Genomic DNA, 18,155 nt, shown 5'->3' with positions numbered 1-18,155 from the left:
GGCACAGCCTAGTCCTACTTCAAGTTGTCTGCATATAGGCCAAGCTCAGTAACTTGGCCTATCAATGGCACTTGTCCTTTCGGTCCAGCGCAAACCGTGTTCAAATCTGCTCTCGGCAGATTTTTTCCCAAGCTTTCGGCCTTCTGCAATTTGAGTTATTGAGAATATCGTTATTTGGCTGCTTTGAGGCTCTGAATTATTTTTACATAATATTAACATAATCAAGATCAGCCTTATGAAACATATTTAAATAGAATATTTAGTCAATAAATACGATGAATTCATCATATATACAAATCACAAAAAAATAACAATATTATTCATAAGGTTATTTTAAACTAAAGACTATATTAAAAATTTTATAACGTATAAGACTTAAAATTGCTGAATCGTTCACAGAATTTGCCGTTCTGTGTCATAACTCGCCATATCTATAAGTGTTTTTCACAAATCTGTTAACGTGCTACTATTGAATTTGATATATGTCAACAAAGCGCAGTTTTGTTGGGTGGTGAATTCGGTACATACTGTTATGTTGCTGTTAATAGGGTTAGGATATGCGCCGTTTTGGCATCATTGGGGCTGTAGGACATAGCATCCCCACCAAGCTAGCGATCTTGTTGACATTGATGGAAAGTGCATCAAGAACGAGTTTACGTACTTAAGTCGTTTGATATATATCCAAATGACTTCAAAATACAGGTGGCAATTGCCCTCTTGTATCCTGAAGAGCAATGGGTATTGAGGGAATGTGAGCAGTATCTCTGCCCTCCATCAAGAAAGCCAAGACTTCTGTACTTCCTATTTTCTATTTTGTTGGCAATTTTAGGTAGCAAATATGCAGACCCCGCACATTCTGATTGTCGAAGACGAGTTAGTCACTCGTAACACCCTGAAGAGCATTTTCGAGGCGGAAGGCTATATTGTTCATGAAGCCAATGACGGTGCTGAAATGCACAATATTCTGTCTGAAAATGATATCAACCTGGTTATCATGGACATCAATCTGCCTGGAAAGAACGGTTTACTGCTCGCACGTGAACTTCGTGAACAAGCTAGTGTTGCGTTAATGTTCCTGACAGGGCGTGATAACGAAGTAGATAAAATACTTGGCCTGGAAATCGGCGCTGACGATTACATCACCAAACCGTTTAATCCCCGCGAACTGACCATTCGTGCACGCAACCTGCTGTCTCGTACAATGAATCTGAGTAATACGGGTGACGAACGTAGATTGGTTGAAAGCTACAGGTTCAACGGTTGGGAACTGGATATAAATAGTCGTTCATTAATCAACCCGGAAGGGGAACAGTACAAGCTGCCACGTAGTGAATTCCGCGCTATGCTACACTTCTGCGAAAACCCAGGCAAAATCCAGTCTCGTGGCGAATTACTGAAGAAAATGACCGGCCGTGAACTGAAACCACATGACCGCACGGTAGACGTTACCATCCGCCGCATTCGTAAACATTTCGAATCTACGCCAGATACGCCAGAGATCATTGCCACTATCCATGGTGAAGGCTATCGCTTCTGCGGAGAACTGGAGGAATAAGCCTGATTCAAAAGGGGATCAGCATGCTGACCCCCTATAGTATAGCTTTACTTGCTTTCGTTCCAAGGAATGATCGGTACTGCACTCAAGGCATTCTTTGGTGAACCATCAATGACACGATCAGAATAACTCAGGTAGATTAGCGTGTTACGGTTAGCATCATAAAAACGTACCACCTGCAGCTTTTTAAACACTAGAGAAGTGCGTTTCTGAAACACCACACTCCCTTCTGTCTTACCATTTTTGATTTTATCGCTTAACACGATCGGGCCAACCTGCTGGCAGGAAATAGCGGCATCCGAAGTATCCTCAGCCAAGCCAAGCCCGCCCTTTAACCCCCCTGTTTTTGCTCTGCTGATATAACAGGTTACATTTTTAACATCAGGATCATCGAACGCTTCAACCACTATTTTATGATCCGGGCCGAACAGTTTGAACACCGTATCCACCGACCCCACCTGCTCCGCCAACGCACCGTTCACTGTCGCGCAAACCAGACCGAGCAAAAATATCCATTCTTTTTTCATTCACTTAACTCCGGGAGTATCGCTTGCCGAATAACAAGGTTACGATTGAGAAGGCTTATATTCCAAGCTAACAAAGAGGGATTTCTTGAACCAGAACCCACCTTTTAGCACAAGACGCTACAAAAATCTTTGTGAGTCGTGGGGGTAAAAAATTGCTATGATGCGGCATCGCTATTTCTACATGCCCCCTGTATACCTTTGCCGTTGCACTCAGCATATGGAAAAGGCACAGCATGCAATGCAACATATTGATAAATAGTCCATTGTTGTTAGGTGCCAGCATGAAAAATTAAACAGTTCGGGTTTCGGCCCCCTAAGTTCTACGAGGACGATCCATGGATCAAGCAGGTATCATTCGTGATCTGCTCAGTTGGCTGGAAAGCCATCTGGACCAACCTTTATCACTCGACAACGTGGCAGCCAAAGCAGGTTATTCCAAATGGCATCTACAAAGGATGTTCAAAGATATTACAGGTAATGCTATAGGCGCTTACATTCGGGCAAGAAGACTGTCAAAAGCCGCTGTTGCATTACGTCTGACCAGCCGCCCCATTCTGGACATTGCCTTACAATATCGTTTTGACTCACAACAGACTTTTACCCGTGCATTCAAAAAGCAATTTGCCCAAACTCCGGCGCTTTATCGTCGTGCAGAAGATTGGAAAGCATTTGGTATTTGCGCTCCAATCCGCTTGGACTCATTCACTTTACCAACACCTCAATTTGTCACCCTACCAGAGTTGCATCTCATTGGTTTAACAAAGAGCTATTCCTGCACTCTGGAGCAGTTATCCAGCTTTCGCACCGAGCTACGCTTACAATTCTGGCACCAGTATCTGGGCGAAGTTAAAACATTGCCCTCAGTGCTGTACGGCCTGCATCATTCAAGGCCAAGTCAGGAAAAAGACGACGAGCAAGAAGTGCTCTACACCACGGCATTGGATCCCCACCACATACCATCCAACATACAGGAAGGCCTACCAATCGTACTGCAAGGAGGGGATTATGCCATGTTCAGCTATCAAGGCGCCGCTTCAGGCCTGCAAGATTTCATTCTGATGCTATACGATACCTGCTTACCCACACTGGCGTTAATCCGTCGTAAGGGTCAGGATGTCGAACGCTTCTACCCACAAGATGTAAACAGACAATCTCAAGCCCCCACAGAGATCTATTGCGATTATCTGATCCCAATACGCCGCTAGCGTTGCAGTTCATCCAGCGCAGGCATGTCCAGGTGTGAAACATCGCCAGCCGTCTCGACAATCCACCCAGCAGCCAACCATTGGCTTTGCTGGTAGTCAACGCGGGACAGCGAGCAGTTTCGTAAACGCATACGGCGTTCGGCATAGGCAGGTAGCCCCAGAACTGTGCTGATCAAGCAACCCAAAGCGATTCCGTGGCTAACCATCAATGGTCTACTGCCTTGCGGCAGCGCCAGACAGCTTTCAAGTGCAGCACGCATGCGCACACCCAATTCCACCATAGACTCCCCTTGAGGGATACGACCATCCGCAGTACCATCAACCATCTGTTTACGCCACAGCTCTTCTTGCGGTGTCAGACTGTCAATAAGACGTTCTTCCAGAACGCCCATGTGCAGTTCTCGCAGCCTTACGTCTTCGATAACACCACAACCGCAAGCGTTAGCAATAATTTGTGCTGTGCGACGGGTACGGCCCAGATCGCTGGTAATCACGTGAGTGATGCGCTCTCGCTTAACGCGCTCGCCAACCAGATGGGCTTGGTGTTCACCTTTTGCAGTTAATGGGCTATCAGATTGTCCCTGAATGCGGCGTGCCGCGTTCCATTCCGTTTCGCCATGGCGAACAAGGTATACCTGTAACATTTTTCTTTTCCGTTATACTGCGTGAAACTTGAGTTTATCTGTGGCGAGTATCTCGCTTTGCATTTGAATATGCCGAACTGGCTTTCAAAAAAATGGCAAGATACAGCCTCACATTAAGGAAGCTAAACCCGTTATGTATCATGTTGTCGCTGCAACTACCAACCCTGCAAAGATCAAGGCTATTCAATCAGCCTTTGCAGATACCTTTGGCGCTGACCAATGTCGCATAGAATCTATTGACGTCGCCAGCGGCGTATCACTGCAGCCAATTGGTAATGCCGAAACCCGAACCGGCGCACGCCAGCGCGTCATGGAAGCACGGCAAGTACGACCAGAAGCCGACTTCTGGGTCGGAGTCGAAGCCGGGATCGAGGAGAACATGACATTCGCCTGGATGACTATAGAAAATACAACAATTCGTGGCGAATCGCGTTCTGCGAGCCTGATGTTGCCAGAATCAATTTTACAGGGAATTCGAGCTGGCCGCGAATTGGGCAGTGAAATGGCCTTGCTGACGGGAAACACCGACGTTAAACGCCAAGGTGGCGCAATCAGCATTTTTACTGACGGCAGATTGAGTCGTTCCAGCGTTTATCACCAAGCGTTACTCCTAGCGCTGGTGCCATTTCATAATCCTGTTTATCGTAGCCACATCATCAACACACCACATCAATAATTGACCTGGGTGATGTTATTGATCACCCAGCAGTTGTAGCTCCAGCCACTGTTTAAGCGCAGGGGTTGCCGCCTTGAGACTGTTAGAACCACGGGTAATGGTAGCGATACCTGCCCCCAGTTGATTCTTCAGTTCACGCTGGCTCATTTCCCCTCGCATCAGCTCCTGAATAATTCTCACCCTTGTTCCCAATGCAGTGCGTTCATCTGGCGTCAACAACAATTGCATCAGTTGCTGGTGCAAATCCTGAGAAAATGAATTCTGCAGCAGTGCAACAAAACGCAGCCAATCTTCATTACCTTGTTCTGAAAGTGCAGGGTCGTTAAGTGATAATTGGGTCATTACAGCCACCATACTATTTAACTAGTACAGCAGCATAACATAGACCCGTTATCCTTCAAAAGGCAGGATAGGCAAAATGACAATCTAAACAGATTGCCATTGCTCTCTTGAGAATGTTACGGCACCACTAGCAATTAAAAGCGATAGCCTAATAACGTCTTTGCCACTCAGCATCAGTCAGCACTTTCGCTGGGTGGTGCATGAAGTAACGATAAAATGCGTCATAAGCCAACACGTTCTTCACGTAAGAACGTGTTTCCGAGAACGGAATACTCTCCACAAAAGCGACAGCATCAACACGCCCGTCAGTATTGGCCAACCAGGTGTTCACCCTTGAAGGGCCTGCATTATAGGCGGCCGCAGCAAGAATGCGATTACGACCAAATTGCTGATAGACCGACTCGAGATAACGGGTACCAATAGTAATGTTGGTTTTTGGATCATAGAGTTGACTTGGGTTGGAATAGCCTGGAATACCGTACCTTTCTACCGTATGTTGCGCAGTCCGCGGCATGACCTGCATTAAGCCTGCCGCCCCCACCGGTGATTGAGCTTTAGGATTCCAGGCACTTTCCTGACGAGCGATCGCCATGGCGTAGCTTGGCGTAATACCTTTATCCTCTGTCGTACGTCGAAACTCCTGCGGCCATGCCAGAGGAAAGCGCTCCTCTAAGTGATCCCAAAGTTTAGCCACGATTGTGGCCTGTACGCTTAGGTCAGCCCAGTTCTGTTCAAAAGCATAGCGCGCCAGTGCTTCCTGTTCGGAGCGATTCCGGCTGGCCACAAATGCACTCCATTCGTTACGAGCCTGGTTATCCATATTCCAGTACATCAGTTCACGGACGCGAGCAATCTCTGGTGCCTGAACTAAATCTGCCTGGGGCTTAGCCGCCACGGCTACCTTGACGGGATAAGGAACATTCAGCTTTTGCGCGGCAACCATAGGATAGAAACCGCGTTGATTCATCAGGCTACGGAGTATCGCCTCACCTTCACTGCGTTGGCCGTCATTGATCAACTCACTCGCACGCCAGTATCGCCATTCGTCTTTATCACGCGAGTCTTCAGGTAAACGTGACAACCAGGTTTTTAACCCCTGGCGATCGCCTGCCCCTAACGCCATACGAACACGGCGTTCCAGCAACGCTGGCAATTGACTGCGTAGGATCACCTGATCACGCCACTGAGCCTGTTCAAACGTCGCATCGCTTCCCATCCAACGCCAAGCCACAGCCTCTTCCAATTCAAGTTTCTCGCTTTCACTCATCTTCTGCAGGCGGGCAACGGTTGAAATCATAGCACGGGCGCTTTCCGCATTCTGACGAGCAAAACGCTCAAAAGCGATAATGGTTGCCGAACGTGTAAAATCTGTTGGGCCAACGTTGCGAGCAAAAGACTCTACCGTACTGGGATCTTTTTGCAAACGTACCAACGCATCGCCCATGGTCTGATACTCAGCAGGAAGCTGGCGATACAGGGCGTTCACTAGGCTGCTATTTCCCTCTTTCATAGCTAGTTTCATGCGCGCCAATGTATTCGATGGCGTTTGTTTACCGGCAGCCTGCCAGACACTGAACAGTTTGTCACAAGAGGCAGGCAGGGATTGACCATTCATCCAGATATCGTCTGCCCCTTTCCAAGCTGCTTGCTGATCGCCAGTAGCCCACTTGGCATAATAATAATTACAACGCGCTGCGGCAGATTTTGGCTCCTGCGGACTGAATACCAGCAATGAGCGCCAGTCTTCTCGGCGTGCCAGCTCATTGACAAAACGGGATGAAAGCGATTTAGCAGGCGGCAACGTTGGGTGCTGCTGTAAGAACTGGCTGACCTGAGTCACGCTGGCGGAACCGAGATCCTGAGTCAATTGGCGATACTCCAGATACGGATACAACGGATAATCCTTTAGCGTGGGCATCAGCTGCTGCACCACCTCCATCTGATTACCGTCCCAAGCCTGCTTTATTTGTAGATAACGTTGGCGCTGGGCATCCAAAGAGTCTGCCAATACCGCACCAGAAAATACTGTGAGGCAAAGGCCTAAAGCCAAAAGCCGCAACTTGTCCACCTTTACCATACTTACTCTTTCCTCACTGGGTCGTCTTACAAGGATCGGTTTATGCGATTGCCACACCGTATCAACAATTAGCGGGGCTGTGAAACTGGTTTCTGAGTGTCTCACGCCTTTCCTTGCGCACAATGCCTACAGCCCGAATGAACACCGTTCAACCGTTCTCTGTGTTGTCGGGCTTCAAGCGAAGGGTCCCTCCGCCTTGATAACGGGCTTTTGGGTCTGCGGCAACACCTGCGTGCTGTTAAAGGACACAGCCTCGAATTTAGCATAGACAACAAAAACGTTTATCCATTCATAGGTTATAAGCGCTTTTGTACCTTAGGCAATTATCACAGGAAAAGCTCTAGGCCAATGAGAAAAAGAGGTTTTTATAATTCAGCGGAGTCTGCAAATGTTTCCATCACAGACCAAACGGTATTCTATAGTTTTGTATGTAGTCATTCATTTTTATAAAAATTACATGCTGTAGACGTTAAAAGAAAAACATTTGCATACTTGACTCACTCAACGAAAAGGGGCCAAGGCAGATAGCAAATTATGTCCGACTTACTTCAGGAGAAGCTTAAATGCCAACACCGACCTCAAGCGGCTACCATGAGCCACCGAAACCGGATAAAGCATGGTATCAGTATGATATTGAAGACACACTCCAACATTTAAATAGCCAGCATACTGGTCTGAGTGAACAAGAAGTTAAGCAACGCCTGCAAAAATTTGGTCCGAATGCACTACCAGAAAAAGCCGGAAAAAGCGCGTTCATGCGTTTTATTGCGCACTTCAACGATGTCCTTATTTACATTCTGCTCGGCGCCGCCTTCCTGAAAGGCATCATGGGCCATTGGATCGATACCGTTGTTATTCTGGGCGTTGCCGTGATTAACGCACTGATTGGTTTCGTGCAAGAGAATAGCGCGGAGAAATCGCTGAAAGGCATTCAAAATATGCTTTCCAGCCAAGCGGTCGTGGTACGTGACGGCATTAACCATACGGTAAATGCCGAAGACTTGGTCCCTGGTGATATCGTATTGTTGCGCCCGGGCGATAAAATTCCCGCAGACCTGCGGCTGATTGAATCCCATAACCTACAGGTTGAGGAAGCCATCCTGACCGGCGAATCCACCGTTGTTTCCAAACAAACTGATGCCATTACAGAAGAAGTAATGATCGGCGATCGCACCAATCTATTATTCTCAGGCACCACGATCAGTGCCGGTAACGCCAAAGGCGTGGTCATTGCGACTGGAGGGCACACCGAGCTTGGCCACATCAGCGAAATGATTTCCGCCGTTAAAACCCAACGCACGCCGCTGCTGCAACAGATGGATAATCTTGGCAAAGGGATTTTCATCCTGATCCTAGTGATGATGGTTCTGCTGTTCCTGTTTGCCTTTACTCTGCGTGATATGCCGCTCGGTGAACTTTTGGTGGCGCTGATCAGCCTGGCGGTAGCTTCAGTGCCCGAAGGTCTACCCGCGATTATCTCAATAATCCTGTCATTGGGTGTACAGACGATGGCGCGTAACCGTGCCATCATCCGCAAATTGCCAACGGTAGAAACCCTAGGCTCCATGACGGTAATCTGTTCTGACAAGACCGGCACCCTGACCATGAACGAAATGACAGCAAAAAACGTCATCATGGCCGACCATGCTTTCCGCGTTGAAGGAGAAAGTTACCAACCCGTTGGCGGTATCTTCCCCATCGATAGTGACAAGCAAGTGCAGGTGCAGGATTTCCCTCCACTGATCCAATTTATCACCGCTATCACTTTGTGTAACGACAGCCAGGTAAAACAGGAGGAAAACGGCCGCTGGGTGGTCACAGGCAGCCCGACTGAGGGGGCGCTGAAAGTCCTGGCGATGAAAGCAAAACTGCAACTGGGCGAAACACGCCAACTGGCCAAAATCCCGTTTGACTCCAGCTACAAGTACATGGCAGTCCGCAGCCAAGTAGCGGGAAACCATCAAGTGTTCCTTACCGGTGCGCCTGATGTACTGTTTTCTCTGTGTGAGTTTGAACTGACAAACTCCGGTATTCAACCGTTCCGCCGTGACTACTGGGAAGCCGAGATGTCTCGCTTTGCTGAGCAGGGTTTACGCATGGTTGCAGCAGCCAGTAAAACCGCGCCAGATGGCAAAGTGGAACTAGTTCATGAAGACATCTGCCAACAGATGGTGTTTATCGGTATTGCCGGAGTCATGGACCCACCACGTCCAGAAGCCGTCGCTGCTATTGCTGAATGCCAACAGGCAGGGATACGGGTGAAAATGATCACCGGCGATCACCAAAAAACCGCGATGGCAATCGGTGCCATGCTTGGTATCGGCAACAGCCAAGACTCCATTACCGGTTCCCAACTGGAACATATGGATGATAAAGAACTGGCAGCGGCCGCTGTACGTTACGATATCTTTGCCCGTACCAGCCCAGAGCATAAATTGCGTCTGGTGAAAGCCTTGCAGGATAAAGGTGGCGTGGTCGGGATGACCGGTGACGGCGTCAACGATGCACCAGCGCTGAAACAGGCTGACGTCGGTATCGCGATGGGGATCAAGGGTACCGAAGTGACCAAAGAAGCCGCAGACATGGTGTTGACTGACGATAACTTCGCCACCATTGCCAATGCGGTTAAAGAGGGGCGTCGGGTCTATGACAACCTGAAGAAAACCATTCTATTCGTATTGCCGACCAACCTGGCACAAGGCTTACTGATTATTATCGCTATTCTGGCCGGTGCCATGCTCCCGCTGACACCTATCCAGATCCTATGGATGAATATGGCAACGTCTACAACGCTGTCGTTTGGCTTGGCCTATGAACCCGCCGAAAAAGGGCTAATGCACCGTAAACCCAGGATACCAGGCAGTAATGTGCTGGATCTCCATGCTATGTGGCGTATCGCCTTCGTCGGGATCCTAATCGCTGTCAGTGCCTTTATGCTCGAAGCCTGGATGGAGCCACGCGGTTACAGTAGCGAACTGATCCGCACCGTATTGCTGCAAACCTTGGTAACGGCACAGTGGGCTTACATGTTCAACTGCCGCACCGCAGATCGCTTCTCACTCAACCGCCAAGTGTTCATGAATAAGGGGCTGTGGCTGGTAAGTGGCGTGTTACTGCTATTGCAGATGGCCATTATTTATCTCCCCTTTATGAACTCACTGTTTGGCACCGCTCCATTGCCGCTGTTCTACTGGGGTGTGACACTGATGATCGCTATTGTGCTGTTCCTGATTGTTGAGGTAGAGAAATGGATTATTAATCGTTTTATCTCAACGCCCCAAAAGACGTCATAACGCCTTCAGCAAGTGATACTCACGCCCGGTATATAATGCCGGGCGTTTTGCTATTGCAGCCTCGAAAAAGCAGCAAACTTCACCTAATGAGGCACATTAACAGGTATATTCAACGATCGTGGTGGCAGGTCTGGGATCTGGTGCTGAAACGGGCTACACTCGTGCCGCCAGACATCCTATAAAAACTGATAGAGAGGCTCGGATCAACGTGGCTCAATACGTCTATACCATGCATCGCGTCGGCAAAGTGGTTCCGCCGAAGCGTCATATTCTAAAGAACATATCCCTGAGTTTCTTCCCTGGGGCCAAAATTGGCGTACTCGGTCTGAACGGTGCAGGTAAATCTACCCTGCTGCGCATTATGGCGGGTATCGATACCGATATCGAAGGTGAAGCACGCCCGCAACCGGGCATCAAGATCGGCTATCTGCCGCAGGAACCGCAGCTCAATCCGGAGCATACCGTCCGTGAGTCGGTAGAAGAAGCATTGGCGGAAGTGGTAGGTGCGCTGAAGCGTCTTGATGAAGTGTACGCACTGTACGCAGAAGAAGGGGCAGACTTCGATAAACTGGCCGCCGAACAAGGCCGTCTAGAAGAGATCATCCAGGCTCATGATGGCCACAACCTCAATACCCAGCTCGAACGCGCCGCCGATGCGCTGCGCTTGCCAGAATGGGATGCCAAAATCGCTACCCTTTCTGGTGGTGAACGCCGCCGCGTTGCGCTGTGCCGCCTGCTGCTCGAAAAACCGGACATGCTGTTGCTAGATGAACCGACCAACCACCTAGACGCAGAGTCTGTTGCCTGGTTGGAACGCTTCCTGCACGACTTCGAAGGTACCGTTGTGGCGATCACCCACGACCGTTACTTCCTGGATAACGTGGCGGGCTGGATCCTTGAATTAGACCGTGGCGAAGGCATTCCCTGGGAAGGCAACTACTCTTCCTGGTTGGAGCAGAAAGATGCTCGTTTGGCGCAGGAAGCCTCTGCCGAAGCCGCACGCCGTAAATCGATCGAAAAAGAGCTGGAGTGGGTACGTCAAGGCACCAAAGGACGCCAATCTAAGGGCAAAGCTCGTTTGGCACGGTTCGAAGAGCTCAACAGCACCGAGTACCAGAAACGTAACGAAACCAACGAACTGTTTATTCCACCAGGCGCTCGCTTGGGGGATAAAGTGGTTGAAGTCTCTAATCTGCGCAAGTCCTACGGCGATCGTTTACTGATTGACGATCTCTCATTCTCAGTGCCCAAAGGGGCCATTGTCGGGATTATCGGCCCGAACGGCGCGGGTAAATCCACGCTGTTCCGCATGATGTCCGGTCAAGAGCAGCCTGACTCTGGCAGCATTGTGTTGGGTGATACCGTCAAGCTAGCCTCTGTGGATCAGTTCCGCGACAGCATGAACAACGCTAAAACCGTGTGGGAAGAAGTGTCTGGCGGTCAGGACATCATGCGCATCGGTAACACCGAAATGCCAAGTCGTGCCTACGTGGGTCGCTTTAACTTCAAAGGTGTCGATCAGGGCAAACGCGTCGGCGAGCTCTCCGGTGGTGAAAGAGGCCGCTTGCATCTGGCCAAGCTGCTGCAAGTGGGTGGCAACGTGCTGCTGCTCGATGAACCCACCAACGACCTGGATATCGAAACCCTGCGCGCTCTGGAAAACGCCCTGTTGGAATTCCCTGGCTGTGCCATGGTGATTTCGCACGACCGTTGGTTCCTTGACCGTATTGCTACTCACATTCTTGACTATCAGGATGAAGGCAAGGTGGAGTTCTTCGAAGGTAACTTTACCGAATACGAAGAGTACAAAAAGCGTACTCTGGGTGCCGATGCGCTGGAACCCCGCCGCATCAAATACAAAAGAGTCACCAAGTAAACTCTTATCGGGCGCGGTCATCCGCGCCCAATGCCAACACAGCCCGCCAGAAAAACGCCTATTATTTTTGGAGTACCGTTATGTCAATCAGAGCTATTGCTGTCGATCCTAAAGACCCTGCAAAATTTATCGAAATCACCCCAGAACAACCGACGCCGGGTCCATATGATTTACTGGTGGAAGTGAAAGCCGTCTCGGTTAACCCAGTGGACACCAAGGTTCATGCAGGCCTACAAAAGAATGGCTTGCAGCAGCCACGTATCCTCGGCTGGGATGCTAGCGGTGTTGTTGTCGAAGTCGGCAGCAGCGTCGACGGTTTCAAACCAGGGGATGCAGTATGGTATGCCGGTGACATTACCCGCCCCGGCAGCAACAGTACCCATCAGTTGGTTGACTCACGGATCGCCGCGCGCAAGCCGCGTAAATTGAACTGGGCCGAAGCCGCCGCGATACCATTGACCGCGCTCACCGCTTGGGAATCCCTGTTTGAACACCTGAAGATTCAGGAGGCAGACGCCAGCAAAACTCTTCTGATCATCGGCGGTGCCGGCGGTGTCGGCTCATTAGCCATCCCCTTGGCCATACTACGTAGCAAGGTACAAGTGATTGCTACCGCTTCACGTTCAGAGTCTGCCAACTGGTGCCACGAGCGCGGTGCCGATCTGGTGGTAGATTACCGCGATCTGAAAGGTAATTTGGCGAAAGAGGGTATTGAAAGTGTGGATTACATCCTGTGCCTGAATGATACAGATGGGCACTGGGAAGCTATCAGCGAGCTAATCGCTCCGCTTGGACACATCTGTACCATCGTGGAAAACCGCCAACCACTGGATCAGAACGCGCTGAAGCTGAAAAGCGCTGCGCTGCATTGGGAATTCATGTTTACACGCAGCATGTTTACGACACCGGATATCGCCCAGCAGGGAGAGATCCTCAAGAAAGTAGCGCGGTTGCTGGATCAAGGAAAGTTGACGACTACGCTGAGCGAAACACTGCAGGGGTTAACCGTCGAAACGCTCACCGCCGCTCACAGCAAGTTGTTAGAAGGGCATATGCAGGGCAAACTGGTGATTATCTATTGATTTAATAAAAAGCCTCCTCGGAGGCTTTTTATTAATTAGTTATTCGTGAAGCAATATAAAGAGCGTCACCTAATCTATCCTCGAAAATAGGGTTTGTTGCTTCAAATTCTTTTGTTGCATACATACTAAATGTTAGTTTCCCAAGCTTGGTTTTATCTTGTTCGTCACCGGCAATCACATTGTACCAAGCCTTTTTCAATCTCAGCACGTCCCCATCGGGGTCTCAACCAGACGGCTGGCATCAGCGGCTAGCAGTTGTTTAACCAAGTCAACGCAGCGCAGAAAACGTTCTTCATAATCACTGGATTCGACGTGAACATACTCAATGTCATTAGCATGCAACATCTCTTCCAGCAGGTGTTGGAAAGCTTTACGATCGACAGAACTGCCGAGACTGCGTAAACCGTCCGCCACCCATGGCGTGTTATTCTCCAGCAAGATCACCAGGTCGAAACGGTATTCGTCGATCAACGCTTGAACAAAGGGATGTTCCCGCCCTTCGTATTTCTTGCAAAACGCCTGAGTTGTAATAAAGTCGGTATCAATAAAGGCCACTTTATTGGCGTATTTCACCGCAAAATCTACATATTGCGCCTGCCCTAGAGCAATCTTGTCGTAGTCCGAATACTGAAGTGCCATTTCATCGCCCCCAGGTGTGAAAATACATAATCACGACCATATTCCCAGGCGCTGGTGGTATTGAAGATATTTGCCAGCTTATTGACCAGCGTTGACTTACCGCTGGATTCTCCCCCCAGGATAGCTACGGTTCGAACGAAGAAAGGTTTCACTTCCGTTGGAATATAATCCCAGTAACGAAATGGGTCCTGGCGGATCTGGCCACCACTGATATTCATAAAGGAACGTTCTGGATCTATCAGTATGGTTTCGATACCCAGATGTTCGCGGTAGCGCGGGGCATCCAAGGCTTCACTCGAGTAGATAAAACTCGGGATGATCCCTTCTTGTTCCATAAACTGCTTCATACCGTTACTCCACACATCCCAGCCATGCGGATAAGGTTCAATGCCTTTTTCATCGAAGGAATGGATGCGGATGTTTTTCTGGTATTTAAAGGTTTGTAACAGCCAGCGCAGACGATCGCTGACCGTCGGCTGTTGTGACATCGAACTATTCTCAAACAGTGCAAGGTCGCGTGGTTCATCGTGGCACAGGATCACATGTAACTCATCCACTTGGCTACAAGCACGCTGGATCAGATAGATGTGGCCAGTATGCAACGGGTAAAATTTACCAAACACTACGCCGACTTTCTTCTCACGACGCGGGAATTCAAGTCCTAGAAAACGGTGCAACGCTTCTAGCTTCTGTGCACTCGGGCTTTTAATTTTATCGTTCAACAGTTGGCTGAGATAACCCTTGGTCATGCGGCTTGCATCGGCCACCTGTTGTAATGTACATCCCTTTTGTTTGATCGCCGTTTTTAAGTAATCGAACTGCCGCATAGCCTCTCCCCTGTTTATATCCCCTTAATCTTTCAAGCTGCAGCGTTGTTGCCTGAGCCCGCCCTCTGGCCACTGACAGAAATGGGCAAACGAGTCACCTAGCTGCAACGGGAAAGCGATTGGGTATAATATACTAAACAAGAAAATGTTACGGCTGATTTAGAGCTCTTCCAAAACACTCAGAGCATCCGCCAGCTTTTTGACACCAAACACCTGCATATTAGCCGGAGGTTTCTTTGGCACATTGGCGTAAGGAACGATAGCACGCTTGAAGCCATGCTTTGCTGCTTCAGAGATACGCTCTTGGCCGCTCGGCACCGGGCGGATTTCCCCTGCCAACCCGACTTCACCAAACACCACCAGATCGTTAGGCAACGGGCGGTCACGCAGGCTGGAGACCAGAGCTAACAACAACGCTAGATCAGCGCTGGTTTCAGTCACCTTGACCCCCCCTACCACATTGACGAAAACATCCTGATCGGACATTTGCAACCCGCCGTGGCGATGCAAAACGGCCAGCAGGATCGCCAGACGATTCTGCTCAAGCCCAACAGCTACCCGACGCGGGTTAGACATCATGGAGTGATCCACCAACGCCTGGATTTCCACCAGCAATGGCCGAGTTCCTTCCCACACCACCATCACTGAACTGCCCGAAGTGACCTCATCACCACGGCTAAGGAAAATAGCAGAAGGGTTACTGACTTCACGCAGTCCCTGCTCCGTCATGGCAAACACCCCCAGCTCATTGACCGCACCAAAACGGTTTTTGTGGCTGCGCAGCGTGCGAAAACGTGAATCAGCATCGCCGTCTAACAACACAGAGCAATCAATACAGTGTTCCAGTACTTTAGGCCCGGCCAGAGAACCATCTTTGGTGACATGCCCCACCATGACAATCGCTACGCCCCGTGTTTTGGCAAAGCGAGTAAGATAAGCTGCCGTTTCGCGTACCTGTGCCACGCTGCCAGGAGAGGACTGGATATCTGCCATATGCATCACCTGGATGGAGTCGATCACCATTAGCCTGGGTTGTTCCTGTTCAGCGATCAGACAGATTTGCTCAATGCTGGTTTCCGACAGCATGTTCAACCCCTCAGTCGGTAAACCAAGACGATGGGCACGCATGGCGACCTGTTGCAAAGACTCTTCACCTGTGACGTACAGCGTTTTCATCTGTTCGGCGAGCTTGCACAACACCTGCAACAGTAACGTACTTTTTCCTGCACCAGGGTTTCCGCCGATCAAAATCGCACTGCCCGGTACTACACCGCCTCCTAGCACGCGATCAAACTCGACGAATCCCGTAGAGAAACGCGGCAGAGCCTCCAGGCTGATGTCAGAAAGCTTCTGAACTTTACTGACACCGGCATCACCGGCATAACCACTGAAACGCTCGGTGCGGGCAGAAGAGGAAGAGGCAGCAGCCAAACGCACTTCTGTAATAGTGTTCCAAGCATGACAAGCGCTGCATTGCCCCTGCCAGCGCGGATAATCCGCACCGCACTCATTACATACAAACGCCCGTTTTACTGCTTTGGCCACAATTTACCTCAAATCCTGTTTCAAACTGCCGCTGAGGATACAAAGCACACCCAGCAGATCGGCATGACGAATCGAAACCTGCGCTTTCTCATAAACCTTGGGTTTCGCATGGTAGGCAATACCCAACCCAGCCACCTGCATCATTTTCAAATCGTTGGCACCGTCACCTATCGCTACGGTTTGATGCGCGGGGATACCCAGTTTTTCTGAAAGCGCAATCAAGGTATCAGCTTTATATTTTGCATCAACGATCGGTCCCAGCACTTCACCGGTCAGTTTGCCATCACGGATTTCCAGCTCATTAGCCGCCACGGCAACCAACTTCAACTTGTCACGCAGATATTCAGCATAATAGGTAAAACCACCGGAAGCGATCGCCACATGCCAGTCTAACGCCTGGAGTTTACTAATCAGGCTGGTTAACCCTGGCATCAATGGCAGCTCATCACGAACCTGCTTGAGAATATTAGCGTCAGCACCTTTCAATGTACCAACGCGCTGCCGCAGGCTGGCGGTAAAATCGAGTTCACCACGCATGGCTCTTTCAGTCACTTCAGCAACCTGTTCCCCTACCCCTGCCAGTTTGGCAATTTCGTCAATACACTCAATCTGGATCGCCGTTGAGTCCATATCCATCACCAACAGGCCCGGAGTGCGTAGATGCGGGATCTTGCCCAATAGGGCCACATCTAACCCATTCTCTGCCGCCAGTAATTTGGCGCGGGCAGACAACGTGCCCGCCAGACGAACCACCTGGTAGTCTTCCACACACCAGGCCGTAACAACCACCATCGCAGCTCCCAACTTGCGTTGGAACTGTGTGAGACGCTCTTTATCCAGTTTTCTGCCATATAATAGCCAACCGGTATGGCCAGCTCGATAATCCAGCGGCATAACTTCATCGCCGTTAAGCGAAAGGGGAAGCCCCGGCCATTGAGAAATCTCCTCTGGGAGATCGCAATAGGTCAGACGATTCGGCATTATTGACTCCTGAAAAACACAGCGTGATAAAACAACGCATCAAGCTATCCTATCGCTACCGCTTCTGGCAACATATTACCCGATGAATTTCGAGTCGCAGCCAAAGGAGCCGCTGCTGGCTACAATGTAACGGTACGAAAAACCGGCAAGTATTATCCTCAAGGAAGCCCATGGCTAAAGCTAAACTGAAATTTCACCTGCATCGTACCGCTATCATTCTGATCTGTCTGGCATTACTGGTGCTCTTGATGCAAGGAGCCTCCTATTTTAGCCTGAGCCACCAGATGGCACGTTCGGAACAGGTGGAAGAACTGGCACAAACGCTCACCCGACAAGTCGCTTTCAGCCTGGTTCCATTATTAGAAGACACCAGTAACATCGATAATCAACGGATCACCAGCACCTTAGAACAGTTGACCTCCCATAGCAGGATACTCGATGCCAGCGTTTACAAATTTGACGGGTCTTTGATTGCACATTCCGGTGAGCAGATCACTGTGCGCGATCGCCTGGCGCTCGATGGCAAGCGTGCAGGCAGTTACTTTAATCACCAAATCGTAGAATCCATTCAGGGTAAAGATGGCCCACTTGGCTTTATCCGCGTAACGCTGGATACGCACGTGCTGGCTACCGAATCCAAACAGGTGGACAATACTACCAACCTGTTACGATTGATGATCCTGATGGCACTGGCGATTGGTATTATCCTGGCACGCACATTGCTTCAAGGCCGCCGTAGCCGTTGGCAGCAATCACCTTATCTGTTGACCGCTAACACCCCGTTAGAGGAAGAGAACACGGCAAAAAGCGATGGCGATAGGAAGCAGGAAGAAGAGAAAAAAATACGTAGGTGAGTAAGTCGATGGGCGCAGTCATTGCGCCCAAC

The 18,155-nt window shown here is 49.8% G+C and carries 13 protein-coding genes and 3 pseudogenes; 7 read left to right on the top strand and 9 right to left on the bottom strand.

All coding sequences use genetic code 11. From position 1 onward, the window contains the following. Positions 1-530: 530 nt before the first annotated feature. Positions 531-661: pseudogene (locus tag OK023_RS02580) on the bottom strand (hypothetical protein); the annotation flags it as partial. 177 nt (positions 662-838) lie between these two features. On the opposite strand from OK023_RS02580, the gene arcA reads away from it, so the two are divergent. Continuing rightward, the gene (gene arcA / locus OK023_RS02575) at positions 839-1,555 is read left to right on the top strand and encodes a two-component system response regulator ArcA (RefSeq protein WP_317694634.1); all 717 of its coding nucleotides are present in this window, start codon (positions 839-841) and stop codon (positions 1,553-1,555) included. 47 nt (positions 1,556-1,602) lie between these two features. Here arcA and creA read toward each other — a convergent pair whose 3' ends face one another. Next, a complete protein-coding gene (gene creA / locus OK023_RS02570) occupies positions 1,603-2,082 on the bottom strand; it encodes a protein CreA (protein ID WP_317694633.1) in 480 nt (159 codons plus the stop codon). A gap of 335 nt (positions 2,083-2,417) precedes the next feature. On the opposite strand from creA, the gene robA reads away from it, so the two are divergent. After that, positions 2,418-3,287, top strand: coding sequence for an MDR efflux pump AcrAB transcriptional activator RobA (gene robA, locus OK023_RS02565; protein WP_317694632.1), 870 nt, complete (start codon positions 2,418-2,420; stop codon positions 3,285-3,287). On the opposite strand, the gene gpmB is transcribed toward robA, so the two are convergent. Then, entirely contained in the window at positions 3,284-3,931 is a 648-nt protein-coding gene (gene gpmB / locus OK023_RS02560) for a 2,3-diphosphoglycerate-dependent phosphoglycerate mutase GpmB (RefSeq protein WP_317694631.1), read from the bottom strand. The genes robA and gpmB overlap by 4 nt on opposite strands. A gap of 133 nt (positions 3,932-4,064) precedes the next feature. On the opposite strand from gpmB, the gene yjjX reads away from it, so the two are divergent. Further along, positions 4,065-4,607, top strand: coding sequence for an inosine/xanthosine triphosphatase (gene yjjX, locus OK023_RS02555; protein WP_317694630.1), 543 nt, complete (start codon positions 4,065-4,067; stop codon positions 4,605-4,607). 15 nt (positions 4,608-4,622) lie between these two features. Here yjjX and trpR read toward each other — a convergent pair whose 3' ends face one another. Both trpR and sltY read right to left on the bottom strand, forming a co-directional pair. Continuing rightward, positions 4,623-4,949 (bottom strand): trp operon repressor, encoded by a 327-nt coding sequence (gene trpR, locus OK023_RS02550; RefSeq protein ID WP_317694629.1) that lies wholly within the window; start codon positions 4,947-4,949, stop codon positions 4,623-4,625. A gap of 148 nt (positions 4,950-5,097) precedes the next feature. Further along, a complete protein-coding gene (sltY, locus tag OK023_RS02545; protein WP_317697456.1) occupies positions 5,098-7,017 on the bottom strand; it encodes a murein transglycosylase in 1,920 nt (639 codons plus the stop codon). Between the two features lie 572 nt (positions 7,018-7,589). Here sltY and OK023_RS02540 point away from each other — a divergent pair. The 3 genes from OK023_RS02540 to OK023_RS02530 all read left to right on the top strand — a co-directional run bounded on the left by OK023_RS02540 (position 7,590) and on the right by OK023_RS02530 (position 13,277). Beyond that, on the top strand, positions 7,590-10,319 hold the full coding sequence (locus OK023_RS02540; protein WP_317694628.1) for a cation-transporting P-type ATPase: 2,730 nt from the start codon (positions 7,590-7,592) through the stop codon (positions 10,317-10,319). A 208-nt stretch (positions 10,320-10,527) separates the two neighbouring features. Then, complete coding sequence (gene ettA, locus OK023_RS02535; protein ID WP_317697454.1) at positions 10,528-12,195, top strand: energy-dependent translational throttle protein EttA; 1,668 nt, start codon at positions 10,528-10,530, stop codon at positions 12,193-12,195. Positions 12,196-12,275: 80 nt separating this feature from the next. Next, complete coding sequence (locus tag OK023_RS02530) at positions 12,276-13,277, top strand: zinc-binding alcohol dehydrogenase family protein (RefSeq protein WP_317694627.1); 1,002 nt, start codon at positions 12,276-12,278, stop codon at positions 13,275-13,277. Between the two features lie 40 nt (positions 13,278-13,317). Here OK023_RS02530 and OK023_RS02525 read toward each other — a convergent pair. The 4 genes and pseudogenes from OK023_RS02525 to serB form a co-directional block, all read right to left on the bottom strand. Then, positions 13,318-13,461, bottom strand: a pseudogene (locus OK023_RS02525) (immunity protein Tsi6 family protein); the annotation flags it as partial. A 17-nt stretch (positions 13,462-13,478) separates the two neighbouring features. Further along, positions 13,479-14,743: pseudogene (gene nadR, locus OK023_RS02520) on the bottom strand (multifunctional transcriptional regulator/nicotinamide-nucleotide adenylyltransferase/ribosylnicotinamide kinase NadR). 159 nt (positions 14,744-14,902) lie between these two features. Further along, positions 14,903-16,288, bottom strand: coding sequence for a DNA repair protein RadA (gene radA, locus OK023_RS02515; protein ID WP_317694626.1), 1,386 nt, complete (start codon positions 16,286-16,288; stop codon positions 14,903-14,905). 3 nt (positions 16,289-16,291) lie between these two features. Next, positions 16,292-17,269, bottom strand: coding sequence for a phosphoserine phosphatase (gene serB / locus OK023_RS02510; RefSeq protein ID WP_317694625.1), 978 nt, complete (start codon positions 17,267-17,269; stop codon positions 16,292-16,294). A gap of 170 nt (positions 17,270-17,439) precedes the next feature. On the opposite strand from serB, the gene OK023_RS02505 reads away from it, so the two are divergent. Beyond that, on the top strand, positions 17,440-18,123 hold the full coding sequence (locus tag OK023_RS02505; protein ID WP_317694624.1) for a YtjB family periplasmic protein: 684 nt from the start codon (positions 17,440-17,442) through the stop codon (positions 18,121-18,123). Positions 18,124-18,155 lie beyond the last annotated feature (32 nt).

The organism is Serratia sp. UGAL515B_01, assembly GCF_033095805.1.
Classification (GTDB): Bacteria; Pseudomonadota; Gammaproteobacteria; order Enterobacterales; family Enterobacteriaceae; genus Chania.
The sequence above is the reverse complement of the archived record's forward strand: the minus strand, read 5'-3'. Positions and strand labels throughout refer to the sequence as shown.